Genomic DNA, 22,450 nt, shown 5'->3' with positions numbered 1-22,450 from the left:
GCCCTTCGTGCACTGCGGGGGTCAGGAGGCCAGGGCCGTGACCGCCGTCTCGGCGAGCACGCGGGCCGCGATCGTGGTGGCCCGCTCGTCGATGCGCAGGTTGCCCTGGTGCAGGTCGTAGGTCGGCCCGCCGGGCGTGCGCGTGCCGAGCCGCGCCATCGCGCCAGGGACGGAGTCGAGGTACCAGCCGAAGTCCTCGCCCCCGAGGCTCTGGGCGGTCGAGACGCGGCCCGGTGCGCCGAGCACGCTCTCCACGGCGGCGCCGAGCAGCCGGGTCGACGCCTCGTGGTTGACGACCGGCGGGACCCCGCGCTGGTAGGTGACCTCGGCGGTGACGCTGTAGGGCGCCACGATCGCGCCGATGAGCTGGCGGATGAGGTGCTCGGCGTCGGCCCAGGCGACCGCGTCGAGCATCCGCACGGTGCCTGCCACGACACCGCCGTGGGGGATCACGTTGTGGGCCGACCCCGCGCGCACCATGCCCCAGACCACGCTCACGCCGGCCCGGGGGTCGAGTCGGCGGCTCAGGATCGCCGGCAGCTCGGTGATGACCTTGCCGAGCGCGAAGGTGAGGTCCTCGGTCAGGTGCGGCCGCGAGGTGTGGCCGCCCTTGCCGATGAGCCGGACGGTGAGTGCGTCGGCGGCACCGGTGAGCGGGCCCTCGCGCAGGCCGACCTGGCCCACGTCGAGGCTCGGGTCGCAGTGCAGGCCGAACACGTGGGAGACGCCCTCGAGCGCCCCCGCCGAGATGAGGTGGAGCGCACCACCGGGCATGACCTCCTCGGCGGGCTGGAACAGCAGCCGCACGCGGCCCGGCAGCAGCCCGCGGGCCGCGACCTCGGCCAGCGCGAGGCCGGCGCCCACGAGGCCCGCGGTGTGGACGTCGTGCCCGCAGGCGTGCGCGACCCCCGGGTTGGTGCTCTTCCACGGGTCGGAGATGAGGTCGTCGACCGGCAGCGCGTCGAGGTCGGCGCGCAGCGCGACGAGCCTGCCGCCGTGGCCGATGTCGGCGAGCACGCCCCCGCCCTCGGGCCGGGTCACCGTCCAGCCCGCACCCTCGAGGACGGTGACGACCGCCTCGGAGGTGCGCTCCTCCACCCAGCTCAGCTCGGGGTGGGCGTGGAGGTCGCGACGGAGGGCGACGAGGTCGTCGGCGTGCTTGTCGACGACCTCGGCGATGACGGGGGTGGCAGCGAGTGCAGGAGGCATGACCTGCCCAGTCTAGGTCGCGTCGGCGTCGTAGGCCGCGATGATCCGATCGGCGGCGAGCGGCGCGGGCAGCTCACCCGTCATCACGGCGCGTCGTACGTCGTCGCGCACGGCCGCGACCCCCGGTGAGGACCGCAGCCGGTGGTCGAGCTCGTCACGCACCAGGGCCCAGGTGAACTCGAGCTGCTGCCCGGCGCGCTTGTGGGCCAGTCCGTCGGCGCCGAGGTGCTCGCGGTGGGCCCCGACGCGCTGCCAGACGTCGTCGACCCCGGCCCCGGTCAGCGCCGAGCAGGTGACGACGGGCGGCGCCCACTCGGCATGCCCGCGCACCAGCCGGAGGGCTCCGGAGAGCTCGCGCGCCGCGACCCGCGAGTCGGCCTCGTGGTCGCCGTCGGCCTTGTTGACCGCGACGACGTCGGCGATCTCGAGGATGCCCTTCTTGATGCCCTGCAGCTGGTCACCGGTGCGCGCGAGGGTCAGGAACAGGAAGGTGTCGACCATCCCGGCCACCGTCACCTCCGACTGCCCCACGCCGACCGTCTCGACGAGCACGACGTCGTACGCCGCGGCCTCGAGCACGAGCATCGCCTGCGTGGTGGCCCGGGCGACCCCGCCCAGGGTGCCGGCGGACGGGGAGGGCCGGATGAACGCCATGGGGTCGACCGCGAGCGTCGACATCCGCGTCTTGTCGCCGAGCACCGAGCCGCCCGTGCGCACCGACGACGGGTCGACGGCCAGCACCCCGACGCGGTGCCCGGCCGCGGTCAGGCGGGTGCCCAGCGCCTCGATGAAGGTGGACTTGCCGACGCCCGGGACGCCGGAGATGCCCACCCGCGTCGCCGCCGGCCGGTCGGTCGCGGCGAGCGCGGTGAGCAGGTCCCGTGCCGCCGCGCGGTGGTCGACCCGGGACGACTCCACCAGCGTGATCGCGCGGGCGACGGCGGCCCTCCGGCCGGCCCGTACGTCCGCGACGAGGCCGTCGACGTCGATCGGGCGGGGCATCAGCCGGCGTGCTGTTCCCGCAGGCGCGCGATCAGGTCGAGGGCCGACTCCGCGATCACGGTGCCCGGCAGGAAGACCGCCGCGGCGCCCATCTCCCGCAGCGTCGCCACGTCGTCGGGCGGGATGACGCCGCCGATGACGATCATGATGTCGGGGCGGCCCTGGTCGGCCAGCGCCTGCTTCAGCGCGGGCAGCAGCGTGAGGTGGCCGGCAGCCAGCGACGAGACCCCGACGATGTGCACGTCGGCGTCCACGGCCTGCTGGGCGACCTCCTCGGGCGTGGAGAACAGCGGCCCGACGTCGACGTCGAAGCCGAGGTCGGCGAACGCGGTGACCACGACCTTCTGGCCGCGGTCGTGGCCGTCCTGGCCCATCTTGGCGACGAGGATGCGGGGCCGACGGCCCTCCTCGGCCTCGAACTCCTCAGTGGCCTGCAGGACCGCTGCCACGGCCGAGCCCTCGGCGGCGCCTGCCTCGTCGCGGTACACGCCGCTGATCGTACGGATCACTGCCTGGTGGCGGCCGTAGACCTTCTCCAGCGCGTCGGAGATCTCCCCGACCGTCGCCTTGGCGCGGGCCGCGTCGACGGCCAGCGCGAGCAGGTTGCCCTCGAGCGAGCCGCCGCCGACGGGGCCGCGCTCGGCGCTGGTGGTCAGCGCCTCGAGCGCGCGGCGCACGGCGTCGTCGTCACGCTCGGCACGCAGTCGCTCGAGCTTGGCGACCTGCTGGCGGTAGACGTCGTCGTTGTCGACGCGCAGCACGTCGAGCTTGTCCTCGGCGGCGAGGCGGTAGGTGTTGACGCCGATCACCTTCTGCGCGCCCGAGTCGATGCGCGCCTGGGTGCGCGCGGCCGCCTCCTCGATGCGCATCTTGGGGATGCCCTGCTCGATCGCGGCCGCCATGCCGCCGGCGCGCTCGGCCTCCTGGATGTGGGCCCAGGCGCGCTCGGCGAGGTCGTGGGTGAGCTTCTCGACGTAGTAGGAGCCGGCCCACGGGTCGATGACCTGGGTGGTGCCGCTCTCCTGCTGCAGCAGCAGCTGGGTGTTGCGGGCGATGCGCGCGGAGAAGTCGGTCGGCAGCGCGATCGCCTCGTCGAGGGCGTTGGTGTGCAGTGACTGGGTGTGGCCCTGCGTCGCCGCCATCGCCTCGATGCACGTGCGCCCGACGTTGTTGAAGACGTCCTGGGCGGTGAGCGACCAGCCGGAGGTCTGGCTGTGGGTGCGCAACGAGCGCGACTTGGGGTTCTGCGGGTCGAAGTCGTCGACCAGCCGCGCCCACAGCGCGCGGGCCGCGCGCAGCTTGGCGACCTCCATGAAGAAGTTCATCCCGATCGCCCAGAAGAACGACAGCCGCGGGGCGAAGTCGTCTATGCCCATTCCTGTGCCGAGGCCGGCGCGGATGTACTCCACGCCGTCGGCCAGCGTGTAGGCCAGCTCGAGGTCGGCGGTCGCCCCGGCCTCCTGGATGTGGTAGCCGGAGATGGAGATCGAGTTGAAGCGCGGCATCCTCTGCGAGGTGAAGGCGAAGATGTCGCTGATGATCCGCATGCTCGGCGACGGCGGGTAGATGTAGGTGTTGCGGACCATGAACTCCTTGAGGATGTCGTTCTGGATGGTCCCCGCGAGCTGCTCCGGCTTCACCCCCTGCTCCTCCGCGGCGGCGATGTAGAGCGCCAGCACCGGCAGCACGGCGCCGTTCATCGTCATCGACACCGACATCTCGTCGAGCGGGATGCCGTCGAAGAGGGTGCGGGTGTCGTAGATCGAGTCGATCGCCACGCCCGCCATGCCGACGTCGCCGCGCACCCGGGGATGGTCGGAGTCGTAGCCGCGGTGGGTGGCGAGGTCGAAGGCGACGCTCAGGCCCTTCTGCCCGGCGGCGAGGTTGCGCCGGTAGAAGGCGTTGGACTCCTCGGCGGTGCTGAAGCCGGCGTACTGCCGGATCGTCCACGGCTGGGTCGTGTACATCGTCGGGTAGGGCCCGCGCAGGAACGGCGCCAGGCCGGGCCAGGTGTCGAGGCCGTCGAGGCCCTCGAGGTGCTCGGGACCGTAGACCGGGAGGACGTCGATGCCCTCGGGGCTCGCCCACGGCTCGCCCCCGGGCGGCTGCCCTCCGGTCGCGGCGGCACCCGCCAGCGACACGTCGGCGAAGTTCTTCGGAATGCTCATCGGGCGAGCTCCTCTCGGATGTGGGCCAGGAAGCCGAGCGCATCGACCCCCATGGCGCACGAGTCGTCGACGTCGGTCACGGTCCGCTCCCCCGGCGTGCCGGCGAGCACGACGTACGACGCCCCTGCCGCCCGCAGCGCGGCCACCAGGTCGGCGCCCCACTCGGCGTAGGCCGCGTCGGTGCCGGCGAGGCACACGACGCGCTGGCCGGAGTAGGCCGCCACGACCGCGTCGACCCCGTCGGTGGGGCCGGCCGCCTCGACGGCGACACCGCCGGCCGCGAGGAGGTTGGTGGCGAAGGTCGCCCGGGCGGTGTGTGCCGCGACCGGGCCCATCGTGGCGAGGAAGACGGGGGTCGCGGCGGGCTCGGCCCTCATGTCCTCGAAGGCCCGGCCGTAGTGGTGCACGTAGCGGTGGGGCAGGTGCTCACGCTCGGGCAGCACCTCGTCGAGGTGGGGGAACTCCGAGACGCCGGTCAGGGGGCGCGACCGGTCGGCGACCTGGGCGTCGCGCTCGGCGCGTACGGCCCGCACCCGCTCCTTGACGCCGGCGCGGGCCTCGTCGGCGAGCGCCCCGCCGGCAGACTCGATCCGGCCGAGCTCGGCCCACCCGGCGGCCGCGAGGTCGTCGGTGAGCCGCTCGACGGCGTAGGACCCGCCGGCCGGGTCGGTGACCGCGGCGACGTGGGACTCCTCGATCAGGAGCGAGGAGGTGTTGCGGGCGATGCGGCGACCGAACGCGTCGGGCGCGCCGAGCGGCTCGTCGAACGGCACGACGGTGAGGGCGTCGGCGCCGCCGACGCCCGCCGCGAAGGCCGCGACGGTGCCGCGCAGCATGTTGACCCACGGGTCGCGCCCGCTGGTCATGGGGCGGCTGGTGACCGCGTGCAGCGCCATCTCGCCGGCGCCACCGGAGGCCTCGAGCACCCGGGCCCACAGCCGGCGCGCGGCGCGCATCTTGGCGATCGTGGGGAACTGCTCGTCGGTGGCGGCCAGCCGGAACTCGATGAGCCGCGCCGCGTGCTCGACGGAGAGGCCCTCGTCGGCGAGCAACCGGAGGTAGGCCACGCCGGTCGCGACCATCCAGCCCAGCTCCTGGGCGTCGCTCGCGCCCTGGTCGTGCAGCGCGGTGCCGTCGACGACGAGGCCGCGCACGCCCAGCTGGATGGCCCGGCGCGCCAGCGGGGCGAACAGGTCCCGGGCCTCGACGCGGTCGTCGCGGACGCGGTGGTGGAGCATCTCGAGGGTCTGCAGGTCGAAGGAGAGGTTGGTGGCCGGGTGCAGCGCGCCCTCCACCCCCTCGAGGAAGTCGGCGAAGGCCTCGACCTGCTCGGTCGTCGGGCGGTCGAGCACGACCGGCGCCAGGTCGAGCAGCACGCCCTCCAGCACGGTGGCCCAGTCGTGGTCGCGCTCGGTGTCGAGGTGCAGCAGCAGCGACGTGCCACCGTTCTCGAGGTCCTGCAGGGCCGCCTCGTTGGCGGCCTTGTCGTCGACCACCTCCACCTGCGTACGCACGTCCCAGGCGCCGGCGCGGGTCGGGCGGCCCGAGGTCGTGAGGGCGTCGAGGTCGGCCGGCTGCCCGATCGGTGGGACCGCGATGCCGTCGAGCGTGGTGCGGGTGAGGGCCGTCCAGACGTCGGAGTCGGGCGCGTCCTCGCCGAGCCGGCGGGCCTTGCGCAGGACGGCGGCGCTCGCCGCCTCCCATGCCGCGGCGTCGTAGCGGTCATCGTCGCCCACCAGGCGGAGCGAGCCCTCTGCGGGCTGCAGCTCCTCGGGCTCGTCGAGGCCACCTGCGAGATCACCTGCGAGATCACCTGGGAGGTCGCCAGGAAGGTCGGTCATGCTGCGCAGGATAGGCCCGCCCCGTGGGGAGGGTCACGGCCGCGGGCTATGGGAAAGGTCACCGTCGCTGCCCACGACCGGGCTCGCCTCAGACCTCCGTGCGGCCCTCGTCGTCCTTGCTCCGGAGGCCGATCTTGTTGCCGAGCCACACCAGCGGGTCGTACTTGCGGTCCACCACGCGCTCCTTCATCGGGATGATCGCGTTGTCGGTGATGTGGATGCCCTCCGGGCAGACCTCGGTGCAGCACTTGGTGATGTTGCACATCCCGAGGCCGGCCGCGTCCTGCGCGAGCCGGCGGCGGTCGTGGGTGTCGAGGGGGTGCATGTCGAGCTCGGCATAGCGGATGAGGAAGCGGGGGCCGGCGAAGTGCTGCTTGTTGTCCTCGTGGTCGCGGACCACGTGGCACACGTCCTGGCACAGGTAGCACTCGATGCACTTGCGGAACTCCTGGCCGCGCTCCACGTCGACCTGCATCATCCGCCGCCTGCCGTCCGCGTCGCGGGGCCCGAGCTCGGCGTAGGGCAGCTCCTTGGCCTTCTCGTAGTTGAACGACACGTCGGTGACCAGGTCGCGGATCACCGGGAACGTGCGCATCGGCGTCACGGTGATGGTCTCGGCCGGGTCGAAGTCGGAGAGCCGGGTCATGCACAGCAGGCGGGGCCGACCGTTGATCTCGGCGCTGCACGAGCCGCACTTGCCGGCCTTGCAGTTCCAGCGGATCGCCAGGTCGCCCGTCTGCGTCGCCTGCAGCCGGTGCAGCGCGTCGAGCACCACCTCGCCCTCGGAGACCTCGACGGTGTAGTCGGTGAGGTCACCCCCGTCGGCGTCGCCCCGCCACACGCGCATCCTCAGGTCGTAGGCCATGGCCGTCCTCACGTGTCCTGGAAGAGCTGCTCGAGGTCCTCGGGCATCACCGGCAGCGCCTTCTCGGCGATGTCGACGCCCGACCCGGTCGCGTCGAGGGTGAGCACCAGGTTCTTCGCGCCCCACTCGGGGTCGGGCCCCGGGAAGTCGTCCCGGGTGTGCCCGCCCCGCGATTCCTGGCGCGCCAGCGCGGCCTTGGCGATGCACTCGCTGACCAGCAGCATGTTGCGCAGGTCGAGCGCGAGGTGCCAGCCCGGGTTGTACTGGCGGTGACCCTCGACGACCATCGCGGCCGCCCGCTCCTTGAGGCGGTCGAGGTGACCGAGGGACTCCTCGAGCTCCGCGGCGGTGCGGATGATGCCGACCAGGTCGTTCATCGTGTCCTGCAGGTCGTGCTGGATCGTGTAGGGGTTCTCCCCCCCTCCCCCCGGGCCGGCAGAGACCTCGAACGGCGCCAGCGCGTCGGCCTGGGCCGCCTTCACGTCCGCCTCGTCGACCGCCGGCCGCGGGCCCGAGACGGCGTGCGCCGCCGCGGCCTCGCCGGCGCGCTTGCCGAACACGAGCAGGTCGGACAGCGAGTTGCCGCCCAGCCGGTTGGAGCCGTGCATGCCGCCGCTCACCTCACCCGCGGCGTAGAGCCCCTCGACGCCCGAGCGCTGGGTGTCGGAGTCGACCTCGACACCGCCCATCACGTAGTGGCACGTCGGCCCGATCTCCATCGGCTCGGCGGTGATGTCGACGTCGGCGAGCTCCTTGAACTGGTGGTACATCGACGGCAGCCGCTTGCGGATGTAGTCGGCGTCGCGGCGGCTGGCGATGTCGAGGAAGATCCCGCCGTGCGGTGACCCGCGTCCGGCCTTGATCTCGGAGTTGATGGCGCGGGCGACCTCGTCGCGTGGCAGCAGCTCGGGTGGGCGCCGGTTGTTGGCCTTGTCGTCGTACCACCGGTCGGCCTCCTCCTCGGTGTCGGCCGTCTCGGACCGGAAGAAGTCGGGGATGTAGTCGAACATGAAGCGCTTGCCCTCGGAGTTTCGCAGGATGCCGCCGTCGCCGCGCACCGACTCGGTGACCAGCAGGCCCTTGACCGACGGCGGCCACACCATGCCGGTGGGGTGGAACTGCACGAACTCCATGTTGATCAGGCTGGCCCCCGCGCGCAGTGCCAGCGCGTGCCCGTCACCGGTGTACTCCCAGGAGTTGGAGGTGACCTTGTAGGACTTGCCGATGCCGCCGGTCGCGAGCACCACGCTCGGCGCCTCGAACGTGATGAAGCGACCGGTCTCGCGCCAGTAGCCGAACGCCCCGGCCACCCGCCCGCCCTCCTTGAGCACCTCGGTGACCGTGCACTCCATGTAGACGTCGATCCCGAGCTGCACCGTGCGCTGCTGCAGCGTGCGGATCAGCTCGAGCCCGGTGCGGTCGCCGACGTGGGCGAGCCGGGCGTAGCGGTGCCCGCCGAAGTCGCGCTGGGAGATCAGCCCGTCCTCGGTGCGGTCGAACAGCGCACCCCAGTCCTCGAGCTCGAGCACCCGCTCGGGCGCCTCCTGAGCGTGCAGCTGCGCCATGCGCCAGTTGTTGAGCATCTTGCCGCCGCGCATCGTGTCGCGGAAGTGCACCTTCCAGCTGTCCTCCGGCCACCGGTTGCCCAGCGCAGCCGCGGCCCCACCCTCGGCCATCACGGTGTGCGCCTTGCCGAGCAGCGACTTGCACACCACGGCCGTGCGCGCGCCCGCCTCGTGGGCGGCGATCGCGGCCCTCAGCCCCGCGCCGCCGGCGCCGATCACCACGACGTCGTAGGTGTGGCGCTCCATGCCCGCCCGGGCCTCGGGCGACATCTCGTTGCCCGTCATCGGATGCCGCTCGCTCATCAGAAGAACCTCACGTCCTGGATCGTGCCGGTGGCGAGGAGGAAGACGTAGAGGTCGACGATCGCGACGGAGAACAGGGAGTACCAGGCCCACCTGCCGTGGCTCTCGTTGAGCCGCGACACCCAGGTCCAGAGCCGGTAGCGGACGGGGTGCTTGGAGAAGTGGCGCAGGCGGCCGCCGACGACGTGGCGGCACGAGTGGCACGAGAGCGTGTAGAGCCAGATGAAGACGATGTTGGCGATCATCAGCAGGGTGCCCAGTCCCATGTGGACCCCGCTGGTCTCACCGTCCCCGAGGGCGTACTCCGCCGGCATCGGCCGGAAGGCCAGGACCGTGTCGAAGGTGAGCACCAGGCCGACCAGCACCGCGGCGTACCAGAACCAGCGGTGCACGTTCTGCACGATCAGCGGGAACCGCGACTCGCCCGAGTAGGAGCCGTGCGGCTCGGCGACGCCGCACGCCGGCGGGCTCAGCCAGAACGCCCGGTAGTAGGCCTTGCGGTAGTAGTAGCAGGTCATCCGGAAGCCGAGGGGGAACACGAGGATGATCAGCGCCGCCGACAGCGGCCACGCCGCGAAGGGCTGGCCGAAGTCGGAGGCCCCCTCGACGCAGTCGCCCAGGCACGGGGAGTAGAACGGCGACAGGTAGGGCGAGGCGTAGTAGTCGCGTCCCATGAAGGCGCGCACGGTCGCGTAGACGACGAAGGCCGAGAAGACCACGAACGTGGTCAGCGGCGAGAGCCACCACCGGTCCCGGCGCAGCGTCCCGGCCTCGATCCGCGCCCTGGTCGGGCCGTGCACGCCTGTGCTCATCGCATCCCCGTCGCGTCGTGGTTGGGCCAGAGTCTGCACACAACGGGCGGCGATGTGAAGTGGGCCACACCGGCCACCCTCGACGGGACCGGGTCAGGACGCCCGTACCGGCGGGACGGTGGCGACCAGCGCGGCCGCGTCGGCGGCGGGCAGCGCCGAGCGCACGCCCCACTCGAACAGGGCCAGCGCGAACACGGTGACCACCACCATGTCGACCCCAGCGGGCAGCACGTCGCGGCCGCCGCCGAACCTGCCGAGGAAGGTCAGCAGCAGCGCCCCGGCGTAGTAGGGCCCGAGCCACACCAGCGAGCCCAGCGCGAGCGATCCCCGCAGCTGCGGGTCGCGCAGGACGCGCCACGCCAGCACCGCGACGCCGACGGCGATCGGGATGGTCAGCTTGACCATCGTCTCCCAGCCGGTCCAGTAGATGATCAGGGTGATCACGACGAAGGCGACCCGCGCCATCACCGACACCGCGTGGAGGCGGAACGGACGCACGCGGTCGGGCACCTGGTGCCGCAGCGCCATCACGGTCACCGGGCCCAGGCACATCGAGAGCACGATGGCACCGGAGTTGTAGGACAGGAGCTCCGACCACCCGTCGCGGAAGGCGAGCAGCAGGGCCAGCCCGACCACCAGGTTGAGCACCATCGCCCGCATCGGGACGCCGTGGCGGCTGAACGCCGACAGCGCGCGCGGGAAGAGCCCGTTCTGCGCGACGGCCACGGTGAGGCGACCGGTGGACGCGGTCGAGACCAGGCCCGCGCCGAAGGGTCCGAGCACGGCGTCCGCCACCACCAGCTTGGCCAGCACCGTCATGCCGAGGCCGGACAGCAGCGCCGCGAGCGGCCCGTTGGCCCCACCCTTGTCGAGGCCGGCCCAGCCGCTGTCGAGCTCGGCGGGGTCCACAGCGCCGACGAACCCGAGCTGGAGGAGGGTGAACAGCACGGTGCAGATGAGGATGCCGCCGACCAGGGCCACGGGGATGGTCACCTGTGGTCGCCGCGCCTCACCGGCGAGGTCCAGTGCATGCCGGAACCCGAGGAACGCGAAGACGACACCGCCCGTGGTGATGGCGCTCAGCACCCCGGTCATCCCCTCGGGGGCGAACCCCGTCTCGCGGATCGGGGCGGTGGAGAAGCGGGTGAGCAGGGCGACGGCGATCGCCACCGGGATGACGAGCTTGACCCAGGTCAGCGCGCTGTTGATGCGGGTGAAGAGGGCCACCCCGAACGCGTTGAGCCCGGTGAAGGCCACCAGCACGACCGTTGCCGCCGCGATCCCCGGCAGGCTCAGCGCACTCTCCCCGTCGGAGGCGGCTCCCGCGACGAACAGCCAGTCGAAGGCCGGCTCGTTGCTGGCGTACTCGAGCATCGCCTGCGTCTCGATCGGCGCGGCCGTCACGTAGCCGACCCAGGCCACCCAGCCGATCGCGATGCCGACCCCCTGCCCGTGGCTGTAGGTGGGCAGCAGGCCGAGGCCGCCGACGACCGGCAGCATGGCGGAGATCTCGGCATAGACCAGCGCGACGGTGACGAGCATCAACCCCGCGATCGGCCACGCGATGATCGCGGCGGGCCCGGCCTGCTGGGCCGCGAACAGGGGGGCGAACAGCACCCCGGAGCCGACCACGCCGCCGACGGCGACGAAGGTCAGCCCGATCGTGCCGATCGACCGATCGGGAGCGTGCGGCCCGTCCATCGTCGTCGCCCGTTACGTCTCGGCGGGCTCAGTCGCCGTGCGACGACGTGCCGCTCTCCAGGATGGAGACGATGGAGTAGAGCGTGAAGCAGATCGCTCCCAGCCCCACGAGCACGTGGGCGGCGATGAAGACGTTGGTGTCGGTGAACGCGGCCTGGAAGACGAACGCCGCCAGGAACAGGCAACTGAGCGCGGTGACGACCGGGATCAGGGGCACCCGGTTGGCCAGGCTGAACGTGCGCCGCCACACCAGGGCCAGCAGCCCGACCTTGCTCAGGATGCTGAAGCAGACCAGGCCCAGGCCGATCATCACGAACCCGGGTGTGCGGTAGTACGGCTCGGTGTCGAGGACCAGCAGCACGATCCCCCACAGGATCGCGGCGCTGCCCATCGCGATCACCAGCCAGGGCCACGCCACGCGGTCGCGCGGGCCGTAGGTGTCCTGGACCTGGCGCAGGATGCTCCACACCAGCCCGATGAGGCTCGTGCAGATCATCGCGAGACCGCTGACGACGTGGCCCACCGTGAAGCGGCTCGGTGAGGTGGTCATCAGCAGGTTGGCGATGCCGAAGCCCCACGCGAGCGCGGCGAGCCCGACCGGGAGCGCCCCCAGCACGGCGACGACGGGCCCGGAGAACGCCGCCGGCGGGGGCGTGCGGTCGCCGGCCGGCCTGGCGGAGTTGGCGGGGATGAGCGTGAACTTGGTCGACGCCAGGGCGACCGTGGACACGCAGCCGCAGATCAGGCCGAGACCGAGGACGACGTGCCCGGCGACGTACTCGGGGCTCTGGCCGCTGCCCGAGACCCCGGCGAACAGGGAGACGCCGTAGACCGAGGTGCCGATGGCGGACGCGTAGCCGAGAGCGGGGTAGACCACCTTGTCGACGGCGTTGAAGCGTCCGATGAGCTGCCGGATGATCGTCGCCGCCGTGCAGAACAGGCACAGGCAGATCGCGCCGAGGATGGTGACCACCCGGCCTGCCACGTAGTTTCCCGGCGCGTCCGCGGCGTTCCACACGTAGAGGCCGAAGCCGATGCAGACCGCCATCATCGCCAGCGGGATGGCACGGAAGACGACGCTGATCCAGTAGTTCATGACATCTCCGCTCCTCGTGCGACGACGCTCACGTCGGGACGATGCGGGACGCGGCAGCCCCGGGACCCACTCAGTAGAGCACCGATCCCGGGCGGGGTCAGCAGCCGACGAGGAAGGCGGATCGGGACGGCACAGACGTCACTCATTGTGAGTGATGCCGCCGCGTCGGCAGGCAACTAGCGTCGTTGGCCGGAGCAATCGGCGAAAGGCGCGGAGATGGCTACTCGGGACGACAGTCAGGCGACTGCACCGCAGGGACGGGCCCAGGCACGCACCTCGTTCATCAGTTGGACATCGATGGCGATCCTCATCGCCACAGCGGTCGCGAGCGTTCGCGGACTACCGGCCATGGCGGCCTACGACTGGGCGTCGATATTCCTCTACGTCCTGCCCGCGATCTTGTTCATGGTGCCGGTGGCGCTCGTGGCCGCCGAGCTGGCGAGCGGATGGAAGGGCGGGATCTTCGTCTGGGTCAAGGAGGCGTATGGCGACCGCCTCGGCTTCTTCGCGATCTGGCAGCAGTGGATGCAGAACGTCGCCTGGTACCCGGCCCAGCTCGCCTTCTTCGCCTCGGCCCTCGCGTACGTGTGGGATCCGGCCCTGGCCAACTCGGGCATCTTCACCGGCCTGATCATCCTGGTCGTGTACTGGATCTCGACGTTCATCGCCACCCTCGGTGTCGACGCGTTCGCCAAGGTCGGGACCTGGGGCTTCCTGGCCGGCACCCTCGTGCCGGCGGCGGCCCTGATCGTCTTCGCGGCGATCTTCTGGGCCGGCGGCGGCACCTCGCACCTCCCGCCGATCGGTGATGCGGAGTGGTTCCCGAAGTTCACCGGGCTGGCCAGCATCGTGCTGATCGTCAGCAACTTCCTCTCCTACGCCGGCATGGAGATGAACGCCGTCCACGTCAACGAGATGCGGCGGCCCAGCACCGAGTTCCCGAAGGCGATCGTCTTGTCGGTGATCCTCATCCTGTTCGTCTTCATCCTGCCCACCCTGGCCATCTCGGTCGCGGTCCCCGGCTCCAGCGTCAACCTGACCCAGGGGGTGCTCCAGGCCTTCGACGTCTTCTTCAACCACCTCGGGATGTCGTGGGGCACCACCGTGATGGCCCTGCTGATCGTCATCGGGATCCTCGCCTCGGTGGTCACCTGGATCCCGGGACCGAGCAAGGGATTGCTGCTGGTCGGCAAGGAGGGATACCTGCCCCCGCGCCTGCAGGGCACCAACAGCCACGGGATGCAGGTCCCGATCATGATGGTGCAGGGCATCATCGTGACGGCGATGGCCGTCCTCTTCGCCATCTTGCCGTCGGTGCAGTCGGTCTTCTGGATCCTCACCGCCATGGCCGTGCAGCTCTACCTGCTGATGTACATGGTCATGTTCCTCGCCGGCATGCGCCTGCGCCGCACCCACCCCGACGTCAAGCGCGGCTTCCGCACGCCTGCCATGACCCTGGTCGGGTCGGTCGGCTTCGTGGCGAGCGTCGCCGCCTTCCTCCTCGGCTTCGTCGAGCCGTCGGGCAACGCGGACGCGACGCCGCAGGGCGTGTACATCCTGATCCTCGTGGCCGGCATCGTCCTCCTCGGCGTGTGGCCGTTCGTCCTCTACAAGCTGCGCAAGCCGGAGTGGAAGATCGAGACCTCCCCGGACAACACCCATTCCGACACGACGGCCCAGGAGGCGTGAGTCCGATGATCACGAAGCGTCCACGAACAGTCCGCTCCGCAGTGCTCCGGACAGCCGGCCTGGCCGTGGCGGCGGGGCTGGGGCTCTCCGCCTGCTCCGCCGCCGGCAGCGCCTCCGACCCGGACAGCGACCGGGCACGCCAGCTCGCCGAGCAGCTCAACGTGAGGTTGTCCGAAGCCGGGTTCCCCACGGTCGACGCCTCGACGGCGACCGCCCTCTACGGCACGGACGGAGGCGTCAGCTGCGAGAACGTCGGCGAGCTGCAGCAGGAGCTGGCCCTGTCCCAGTTCGGCAACAACGCCCTGCACCTCCGGCGCGTGGTCATGGACCCCCGGATCATCGAGTACGACTTCGCGGTGGTCGAGACCTACTGCCCCGACAAGGCGGGCGAGCTGCTCGACGAGGTGGAGGACCTGGAGACCGATAGGACCATCCCGGACCGGTAGGCGACGCGCCACCCGACCCAGCCCGACCAGAGCAGAGTGTCTCGATGGCGCAGTCACGAGGAGCAGATGCCACATGGTGCACAGCAGGAACTCCGTACGCGGCGCCCTCGAGGACGACGTCTTCGCCTCGGCCGACCTGCCGGTCGCCGTACCGAAGTATCGCTTCCCGAACGACGAACAGGTGCCCCGGCACGCCTATCGGGTCGTGCACGTGGACAAGCACGGAACCAAGGAGTCCCTGACGCCGGACGAGGCACGAGCTTCCACCGCTGACCACGGATGAGACGCCCGGACTCCACCGACGACCTCGATGATCCCTATGCCGAGACCCGGTGGCCGATGGCGGCGGCGGTTGCCGTCGCCATGGGTCTCACCGTGCTGCTGCCGGGCAGCCTGCGCCTGGCCCAGCCCTGGGTGCTGCCCACGTTCGCGGGTCTCCTCGTGCTGGTGCTGCTCGCCGGCGACCCCGGCCGGATCTCGAGGCGTACGACGTTCCTGCGGGCGGCGTCCATCGCGCTGATCACCGTGATGTCCCTGGGAGCGGTCTGGTCGACGGTCCAGCTCGTCGACGACATCGTCCGAGGAGGGTCTGCCACCGACTCGGCGCCCGAGCTGCTGCAGGCAAGCGGTTCGGTGTGGCTGATCACGATCATCGCCTGCGCGCTTCTCTACTTCGAGCTCGACTGCGGCGGGGCCGCCGCCCGTGCCGAGCGGATGCCACACACCCCCGACCTCGCCTTCCCCCAGCAGCTCACCTCCGAGCTGGGCCTGGAGGACTGGCGCCCGAACTTCGGCGACTACCTCTATCTCGGTCTGACCAACGCCACGGCGTTCAGCCCGACCGACGTGATGCCGCTCGCACCCTGGGCCAAGCTCGTCATGGCGATCCAGGCGCTGACGTCACTGGCCATCATGGGCCTGGTCGTCGCCCGGGCGGTCAACGTGCTGGGCTGACGAGGGGCAGGTGGTGAGGGCGACTGGTCGCAGGATGACACGAAACAGGTGGTGCGGGGACGGCCACCACGGGCGCTAATGGGAAGAGGTCTCCAGAGGGGAGTCAGGGATGGACAACGGCGAACAGCTGCGTCGTCTGGCGTTCGGCCAGACGACGGATGACCGCGCACAGGACGTCCCCGACACCTGGCCGGCGACGGCCCTCGACGCGAGGATCCTGGCCCTGGTCCGGCTCGGCGCCCTCGCGGCGACGGGCGACGGCACCGTGCGCTCCTACGGCTCGCTCGCGGACAGCGCCCTGAGGGCCGGGGCGAGCGTCGAGGAGATCGTCGACGTCCTGGTGGGAGTGCTGCCGATCACCGGACCCGTGCGCGTGGCGACGGCCGCGCCCAAGCTGGCCCTCGTCCTGGGCTACGACGTCGACGAGGACCGCGACGATGCCGGGCCGTGACCGACCCGCTCCTCATCCCCCGAGCAGCCCGAGGAAGGTCGCCCGGTCGACCGCCTCACCGCGTGAGGTGGCACCGAGCTTGCGGTAGATGGCGGAGACCTCGGAGGCGACGGTGTTGCGCGAGAGCTGCAGTCGCTGGGCGATGTCGGCGATCCTGAGGTGGGTCGGGAGGTAGGGCAGCACGCGCAGCTCCGCGGGCGTGAGCGGGGCGTCGTGGGCCCCGGCATCGTTCCCCGCCGGGGTCGTGATCGTCCGGAGCTCCCCGACCTGCTCGACCAGGGTCCCCAGCTCGGGCCGACGCCGCAGGATGTCGTCGATCTCGCCCAGCAGGCGGCGGGCGTCGGAGTGCCCGCCGCGCGTCCAGCACGCCTTCGCGAGCTGGAGCCGGCCCCTCGTCGCGAGGCACGGAAGGGCGTACGTGGCCGCGGCACGCGCCCGCATGGCGCGCGCGAGCTGGCGGTCTGCCTCAGGGAGGTTGCCCCGGTGGACGGCCAGCCGAGCCGCGGCCGCGAACGCGAGGAGGCTGCACGCGTAGTCCTCGAGGTGGTGCTGGTCGACGGTGCGGAGCGCGAGTCCGACGTGCTCGGCCGCCTCGTCCCAGCACCCGAGGTCCATGTCGACGAGGGCCAGACCCGACTCGCTGAGCACGACCGCGCCCGTGTCGCCCGCAGCCAGGCCGACCTCCGTGGCGTCACGGAGCACGGCCCTGGCTCGCCGGGGCGAGCCCGCGACCAGGTGCGCCTCCGCGAGGACGCAGAGCGCCGTCGCACGCCACGGGCTCCGCAGCGGCTCCTGCGCCGCGGAGAACTCGGCGTCGGCCATCATCGCCTCGGGCCCCGAGGCACACGCCATGGCGCGGAGCATCGACCGCGAGGACGCGAACGACGCGCCGCCGTGGGTCGGGGTCGGGTCGAACGACACCTCCTCCACGAAGGCGGCCCACCGTTGGGCGACCACCGCCTGCCCCGCCGACGCCGCGACCCACCCCGCCAGCACGGCGAGGGGCGGATAGGCCTCGATGGTGCGCTCGCCGAGCACGCCCAGCCACCGCTGGAGGGTCGAGATCTGCCCCGCGCTGACGGTGGTGAGTGCCAGCTCGGCCACGAGCTGGGCGCACCGCTCGCGCTCCTGGGTGATGAGGAGGTACTCCACGGCCGTCGCCGGTGCGCCGTTCGCCTGGAACCAGTCGGCCGCGCGCACCTGCAGCTTCTCCACCGCCTCCGGGTCGTCGCGGAGCAGCTCGGCCAGCAGGAACTCGCGGAACAGGGGGTGGTAGCGGTACCACTCGCGTCGCCGGTCCAGCGCGACGATGAACGCGTTCGACGCCTCGAGGGTGCGCAACCGGTCCTGGGAGCTCCGCTCCCCCAGCACCGCGTCGCAGAGCGGGCCGTGGAGCCGGTCGAGGACGGCCGTGCGCCGCAGGAAGTCCCGGATCCCGGGGTCGAACCTCCGGAAGACCTCGCGCTGGAGGTAGTCGGCGATGTAGCGGTCGTCCCCGGTGGCCCGCCCGGGCTGGTCCTCCCCCTCCCGCGCGATGAGGGCAGCGAGCTGGATCCCGGCCGGCCACCCCTCGGTCCGCGCCGCGACGTCGGCCGCCTGCGCCGGGGTGACGTCGACGCGCGCGGTCGCGAAGACCTGCGCCGCGGCGGACGCGTCGAGGGCGAGGTCGCGAGTGGTGAGCTCGACCGCCTCCCCGGCCGCCCGGAGAGAGGGGAGGTGGGGCTGCTCGTGGCGGCTGGCCGTCACGACCTGGGACCCGGGGGGGACGGCCGACAGCACGACACCCAGCAGGTGGTGGCACTCGGGCGACCGGAGCTCGTGCAGGTCGTCGAGCAGGAGGATGAAGGGCACCGGCGAGCGCCTGAACGCCGACGCGATCCGGGCAGCGCCCCGGCCGCGGGCGGCGGCGTCCGGGCCGGTCACCACGGCGGCCAGGCCCGCGTGCTCCGGCACGGCTCGCTCGTAGGCCGAGGCCAGCAGGAAGAGCAGGGCACTCGGGTCGTCGTCGGACCGGTCCAGCGAGAGCCACCCGACCCTCCGGCGGTCCCGGTGGGCCCACTCGACCAGCAGCGTCGACTTCCCGTAGCCGGCGGGCGCGGTGACGCCGACCACGGCAGTGGCCGCGTCACGGACGGAGTCGAGGAGCGCCACCCTGCTGACCATGCCGCTCCGGCGCCTCGGGGGCGACAGCTTGACCGTCAGCAGGGTGTCGTCCAGCCCGATCGTCGGCACTCCTGGCCCGCAGGGCCCTCTCCCCCGACGGGCCCGAGGAGAGGGCTGGCGGAGCGGCGCGACCACTAGTTCTGGGCCAGGATGCTCTGGCCGGTGAGGAGCGGGTAGCTGGAGAGCGTGTCGCCGTCCAGGTCGACCTTGTGCATGTCGACCGCCGTCACCTGGCTGTTCTCGTAGGTCGTGTAGTAGTAGACGCCCGTGTCGGTGTTGCAGCACGAGGAGTAGATCGTGATCTCGTACCTGTCGCCGACCTCGACGCATCCCCGCTGCTGGGCGACCGATCCGAGGATGTGGAAGAACTGGCTGATGGCCTCGGACTCGGACTCGCCGGAGACCGAGTTCACGGCCGTGAACGCCGCCTTGACGAACCGCGACATCGAGGAGAGGTCACCGGGCATTCCGATGCCTCCCAGCCCCCGGCTGTAGCTGTCGAAGTGCAGCTTCTTGGAGAAGTGGGTCTCGGGCTGGCTCGGCGACAGGCTGGCGTAGTTGTTGAGGTTGAACATCTGGATGTCGAAGGTCGGGTTGTTGGTGAGCACGCCCAGCGGGTTGTCGTAGACCCGCAACCCGTCCTTGACCGACTCGACCGTGAGCGACTCCTGGCGGTCGGAGACGATCCAGTGCAGCGGTGACAGCGGGAACTGGGGGCTGAACGGGATGTCGACCAGCACCAGCCTGTCCAGCGCCTCCCGGACCTGGGCGACCGTCTCGAACTGCCCCAGGATCCACGGGATGAACTCGAAGGGCGTGATGTTGTCCTTGCCCTGGGTCTCGGGCTTGTAGTCGGCGTTGTCGGGGAAGTTGAGCCCCGCCATGCTCAGCCCCTTCTCGTTGGTGGCGTCGTAGTAGAGCGGGTAGCCGTCGGCCACCGTCGTCATCCCGACGATCGCGTGGTGGGTGCGCAGGTCGTCCACCGTGCGGAACGGCAGCACGAAGTTGCGCGGCGTGATGGTCACCGACTCGTTGTAGGAGAACTCCAGGTCCAGGTTGCGACCGAAGTAGTGGTCCTTGGCGGTGTAGTTGGTCGCAGTGCACACGGTGCTGCCTCCACGTCGTTGTCCGTCTGGGCCGACTGCGAGCAGGTGCACCCGAAGGCGCTCCTCGTGCAGACGTCTCCTTGTGAAGTTACGAGCCCCGGCCGGGTCCCCGGCAGAGCACTTCGGCCCCAGGCGGCGGCCGTCCTCCCCTGCCGGTCGACCCGGGTCGCGACCGCCTGCGGTTGGCTTCATGCGCGCGGGCAAAGGGGCGTACGTCACACTCCCCGGGGCGTCGGGCACACGTCCGCAGGCGGTAGCGTGGAGACGTGTCTACCCCCACCCTCGTCAAGGGCGCACGGGCCTCGCGCTCGACGATCGCTCTCAAGCTGTTGATGGCCGGCAGCGGCTTCCTCTTCCTCGGCTTCGTGCTGGCGCACATGTACGGCAACCTCAAGGCGTTCGGCGGTCGCAAGGCGTTCAACGAGTACGCCGAGCACCTCCGCGTGCTCGGTGAGCCGATGCTCCCGCACGGAGGCGCGCTCTGGATCCTGCGCGTGGGCCTCATCGTGGCGCTCGTCGTGCACGTCTACTGCGCGGTCGTCCTGTGGCGTCGCGCCGCGCGCGCCCGCACCACCAAGTACGTCATGAAGAAGGACACCGGCGCCACGCGCGCCAGCCTGATGATGCGCTGGGGCGGGCTCGCGATCCTCGTCTTCCTGGTCTGGCACCTGCTCAACTTCACCATCGGGAAGGTCAACCCGCAGGGCGGGGCCACCAACGACCCCTACCTCCTGATGGTCGACACCTTCGACCTGTGGTGGATGACGCTGATCTACATCGCCGCGATGCTCGCGCTCGGCGCCCACCTGCACCACGGCATCTGGAGCGCCGCGCAGACCCTGGGCTGGACCGGCACCGCGGTCAAGCGCAAGCGCGCCAAGGCCTTCGGCTTCGTGACCGCGCTCGTCATCTCCATCGGCTTCTCACTCGTCCCGCTCGCCGTCCTGGCCGGCATCATCACCAAGTAAAGAGGGGTCACCTCACGTGAGCCACGACAGCCACGACATGGACATGCCCGACACCGTCACCTCGACGGAGGCCTCGGCCAGCGGGTCCCTGGACGGCGACTACGACGACGCCGCCGGCTACTACACCCCCGGTGAGCCGCTCGCCGACACCAAGGCGCCCGACGCCCCGCTCGCCGAGCGCTGGGCGACGCGGAAGTTCGACGCTCGCCTGGTCAACCCGGCCAACCGGCGCAAGCTCTCCATCATCATCGTCGGCACCGGCCTGGCCGGCGCCTCGGCGGCCGCCACGCTCGGCGAGGCCGGCTACAACGTCAAGACGTTCTGCTACCAGGACTCGCCCCGGCGCGCGCACTCCATCGCCGCGCAGGGCGGCATCAACGCCGCGAAGAACTACAAGGAGGACGGCGACTCGGTCCACCGTCTCTTCTACGACACGGTCAAGGGCGGCGACTACCGCTCGCGCGAGTCCAACGTCTACCGCCTGGCCGAGGTGAGCACCAACATCATCGACCAGTGCGTCGCCCAGGGCGTTCCGTTCGCCCGTGAGTACGGCGGCCTGCTCGACAACCGCTCGTTCGGCGGCGTGCAGGTCTCGCGCACCTTCTACGCCCGCGGGCAGACCGGCCAGCAGCTGCTGATCGGCGCCTACCAGGCGCTCGAGCGCCAGATCTCCGCCGGCACGGTGTCGATGTTCACCCGCCACGAGATGCTCGAGCTGATCGTCGTCGACGGCAAGGCCCGCGGCATCATCGCCCGCGACATGGTCACCGGGGAGGTGCAGACCCACCTCGCCGACGTCGTCGTGCTCGCCTCCGGTGGCTACGGCAACGTGTTCTACCTGTCGACCAACGCGATGGGCTCCAACGTCACCGCCGCCTGGCGTGCGCACCGCAAGGGCGCCTACATGGCCAACCCCTGCTACACGCAGATCCACCCGACGTGCATCCCGGTCTCCGGGTCCCACCAGTCCAAGCTGACGCTGATGTCGGAGTCGCTGCGCAACGACGGCCGCATCTGGGTGCCCAAGAACCAGGCCGACTGCGACAAGGACCCGCGCGACATCCCCGAGGAGGACCGCGACTACTACCTGGAGCGGATCTACCCCGCCTTCGGCAACCTGGTCCCCCGCGACATCGCCTCCCGTGCGGCCAAGAACGTCTGCGACGAGGGTCGCGGCGTCGGTCCCGAGGTGGAGGGCGTGCGCCGCGGCGTCTACCTCGACTTCGCCGACGCGATCGACCGACTCGGCCGCGACGCCGTGGAGTCCAAGTACGGCAACCTGTTCGACATGTACGCCCGGATCACCGGCGAGGACCCCTACTCGACGCCGATGCGGATCTACCCGGCCGTGCACTACGTCATGGGCGGGCTGTGGGTCGACTACGACCTCCAGTCGACGATCCCGGGGCTGTTCGTCACCGGCGAGGCCAACTTCTCCGACCACGGCGCCAACCGCCTCGGCGCCTCGGCGCTGATGCAGGGCCTGGCCGACGGCTACTTCGTCCTGCCCCACACGATCCGCGACTACCTCGCCGACGGCCCGTTCGAGCCCGTCGCTGAGGACCACCCGGCGGTCGTGGAGGCGCGCGAGTCGGTCGAGCAGCGCATCGCGCACTTCCTGTCGGTCAACGGCACCCGCAGCGTCGACTCCTACCACCGCGAGCTCGGCAACATCATGTGGGAGTACTGCGGCATGGAGCGCAACGAGACCGGTCTCAAGAAGGCGATCGACCTCATCCGCGGCCTGCGCGACGACTTCTACCGCAACGTCAAGGTGCTCGGCGCCAGCGAGTCGCTCAACCAGTCGCTGGAGAAGGCCGGCCGCGTGGCCGACTTCTTCGAGCTCGGCGAGCTGATGTGCATCGACGCGCTCAACCGGCGCGAGTCGTGCGGCGGCCACTTCCGGGCCGAGTCGCAGACCGAGGACGGCGAGGCCATGCGCCACGACGACGAGTTCGCCTACGTCGCCGCGTGGGAGTGGACCGGCCTCGACGAGCGGCCCGTGCTGCACAAGGAGGACCTGGTCTACTCGGCCATCGAGATGAAGCAGCGGAGCTACAAGTGACGCCTGCCTCCGGCACCCTCCCCCTCCCCCGCTTCGCTCCCCCGGC

Annotated in this window: 18 protein-coding genes; 7 read left to right on the top strand and 11 right to left on the bottom strand. The window is 71.2% G+C overall.

The window, feature by feature from the left end; translation table 11 throughout:
• Nucleotides 1–21 precede the first annotated feature (21 nt).
• The 9 genes from JX575_RS04815 to JX575_RS04775 form a co-directional block, all read right to left on the bottom strand.
• Nucleotides 22–1,209 (bottom strand): amidohydrolase, encoded by a 1,188-nt coding sequence (locus tag JX575_RS04815; RefSeq protein WP_186341351.1) that lies wholly within the window; start codon nt 1,207–1,209, stop codon nt 22–24.
• Nucleotides 1,210–1,221: 12 nt separating this feature from the next.
• Nucleotides 1,222–2,211: a methylmalonyl Co-A mutase-associated GTPase MeaB gene (meaB, locus tag JX575_RS04810; RefSeq protein ID WP_186341350.1), complete on the bottom strand. Its 990-nt coding sequence runs from the start codon at nt 2,209–2,211 to the stop codon at nt 1,222–1,224.
• On the bottom strand, nt 2,211–4,379 hold the full coding sequence (gene scpA, locus JX575_RS04805) for a methylmalonyl-CoA mutase (RefSeq protein ID WP_186341349.1): 2,169 nt from the start codon (nt 4,377–4,379) through the stop codon (nt 2,211–2,213). The genes meaB and scpA overlap by 1 nt, the downstream gene beginning before the upstream one ends.
• The gene (locus JX575_RS04800; protein ID WP_186341348.1) at nt 4,376–6,220 is read right to left on the bottom strand and encodes a methylmalonyl-CoA mutase family protein; all 1,845 of its coding nucleotides are present in this window, start codon (nt 6,218–6,220) and stop codon (nt 4,376–4,378) included. The genes scpA and JX575_RS04800 overlap by 4 nt, the downstream gene beginning before the upstream one ends.
• Before the next feature lie 88 nt (nt 6,221–6,308).
• A complete protein-coding gene (locus JX575_RS04795; RefSeq protein WP_186341347.1) occupies nt 6,309–7,085 on the bottom strand; it encodes a succinate dehydrogenase/fumarate reductase iron-sulfur subunit in 777 nt (258 codons plus the stop codon).
• 8 nt (nt 7,086–7,093) lie between these two features.
• Nucleotides 7,094–8,953 carry a fumarate reductase/succinate dehydrogenase flavoprotein subunit gene (locus tag JX575_RS04790; protein WP_186341346.1) on the bottom strand — a complete coding sequence of 620 codons (1,860 nt, stop codon included), beginning with the start codon at nt 8,951–8,953 and terminating at the stop codon, nt 7,094–7,096.
• Entirely contained in the window at nt 8,953–9,765 is an 813-nt protein-coding gene (locus JX575_RS04785) for a hypothetical protein (protein WP_186341345.1), read from the bottom strand. Before JX575_RS04785 ends, JX575_RS04790 begins: the two co-directional genes overlap by 1 nt.
• A 93-nt stretch (nt 9,766–9,858) precedes the next feature.
• Nucleotides 9,859–11,466: an APC family permease gene (locus tag JX575_RS04780; protein ID WP_186341344.1), complete on the bottom strand. Its 1,608-nt coding sequence runs from the start codon at nt 11,464–11,466 to the stop codon at nt 9,859–9,861.
• 28 nt (nt 11,467–11,494) lie between these two features.
• Nucleotides 11,495–12,562: a DUF2776 family protein gene (locus tag JX575_RS04775; RefSeq protein WP_186341343.1), complete on the bottom strand. Its 1,068-nt coding sequence runs from the start codon at nt 12,560–12,562 to the stop codon at nt 11,495–11,497.
• A gap of 216 nt (nt 12,563–12,778) precedes the next feature.
• On the opposite strand from JX575_RS04775, the gene JX575_RS04770 reads away from it, so the two are divergent.
• The 5 genes from JX575_RS04770 to JX575_RS04750 all read left to right on the top strand — a co-directional run bounded on the left by JX575_RS04770 (nt 12,779) and on the right by JX575_RS04750 (nt 16,102).
• On the top strand, nt 12,779–14,251 hold the full coding sequence (locus JX575_RS04770; protein WP_186341342.1) for an APC family permease: 1,473 nt from the start codon (nt 12,779–12,781) through the stop codon (nt 14,249–14,251).
• Nucleotides 14,252–14,292: 41 nt separating this feature from the next.
• The gene (locus tag JX575_RS04765; RefSeq protein ID WP_186341341.1) at nt 14,293–14,697 is read left to right on the top strand and encodes a hypothetical protein; all 405 of its coding nucleotides are present in this window, start codon (nt 14,293–14,295) and stop codon (nt 14,695–14,697) included.
• A 73-nt stretch (nt 14,698–14,770) separates the two neighbouring features.
• Nucleotides 14,771–14,980, top strand: coding sequence for a hypothetical protein (locus JX575_RS04760; protein ID WP_186341340.1), 210 nt, complete (start codon nt 14,771–14,773; stop codon nt 14,978–14,980).
• Nucleotides 14,977–15,651 carry a hypothetical protein gene (locus tag JX575_RS04755; RefSeq protein ID WP_186341339.1) on the top strand — a complete coding sequence of 225 codons (675 nt, stop codon included), beginning with the start codon at nt 14,977–14,979 and terminating at the stop codon, nt 15,649–15,651. The genes JX575_RS04760 and JX575_RS04755 overlap by 4 nt, the downstream gene beginning before the upstream one ends.
• A 109-nt stretch (nt 15,652–15,760) precedes the next feature.
• On the top strand, nt 15,761–16,102 hold the full coding sequence (locus JX575_RS04750) for a hypothetical protein (protein ID WP_186341338.1): 342 nt from the start codon (nt 15,761–15,763) through the stop codon (nt 16,100–16,102).
• Between the two features lie 12 nt (nt 16,103–16,114).
• Here the strand turns inward: JX575_RS04750 and JX575_RS04745 are convergent, their stop codons facing one another.
• Both JX575_RS04745 and bsh read right to left on the bottom strand, forming a co-directional pair.
• On the bottom strand, nt 16,115–18,334 hold the full coding sequence (locus JX575_RS04745) for a LuxR family transcriptional regulator (protein ID WP_206054516.1): 2,220 nt from the start codon (nt 18,332–18,334) through the stop codon (nt 16,115–16,117).
• Between the two features lie 65 nt (nt 18,335–18,399).
• Nucleotides 18,400–19,371: a choloylglycine hydrolase gene (gene bsh / locus JX575_RS04740; protein ID WP_186341337.1), complete on the bottom strand. Its 972-nt coding sequence runs from the start codon at nt 19,369–19,371 to the stop codon at nt 18,400–18,402.
• A gap of 266 nt (nt 19,372–19,637) precedes the next feature.
• Between bsh and JX575_RS04735 the strand changes: the two genes are divergently transcribed.
• Nucleotides 19,638–20,339: a succinate dehydrogenase cytochrome b subunit gene (locus JX575_RS04735; RefSeq protein WP_186341336.1), complete on the top strand. Its 702-nt coding sequence runs from the start codon at nt 19,638–19,640 to the stop codon at nt 20,337–20,339.
• 43 nt (nt 20,340–20,382) lie between these two features.
• The gene (locus tag JX575_RS04730; RefSeq protein ID WP_186341778.1) at nt 20,383–22,404 is read left to right on the top strand and encodes a fumarate reductase/succinate dehydrogenase flavoprotein subunit; all 2,022 of its coding nucleotides are present in this window, start codon (nt 20,383–20,385) and stop codon (nt 22,402–22,404) included.
• Nucleotides 22,405–22,450: the final 46 nt, after the last annotated feature.

It is taken from the genome of Nocardioides sp. zg-1228, assembly GCF_017086465.1.
Classification (GTDB): domain Bacteria; phylum Actinomycetota; class Actinomycetes; order Propionibacteriales; family Nocardioidaceae; genus Nocardioides.
This window is presented reverse-complemented; position numbering and strand designations above follow the sequence as displayed.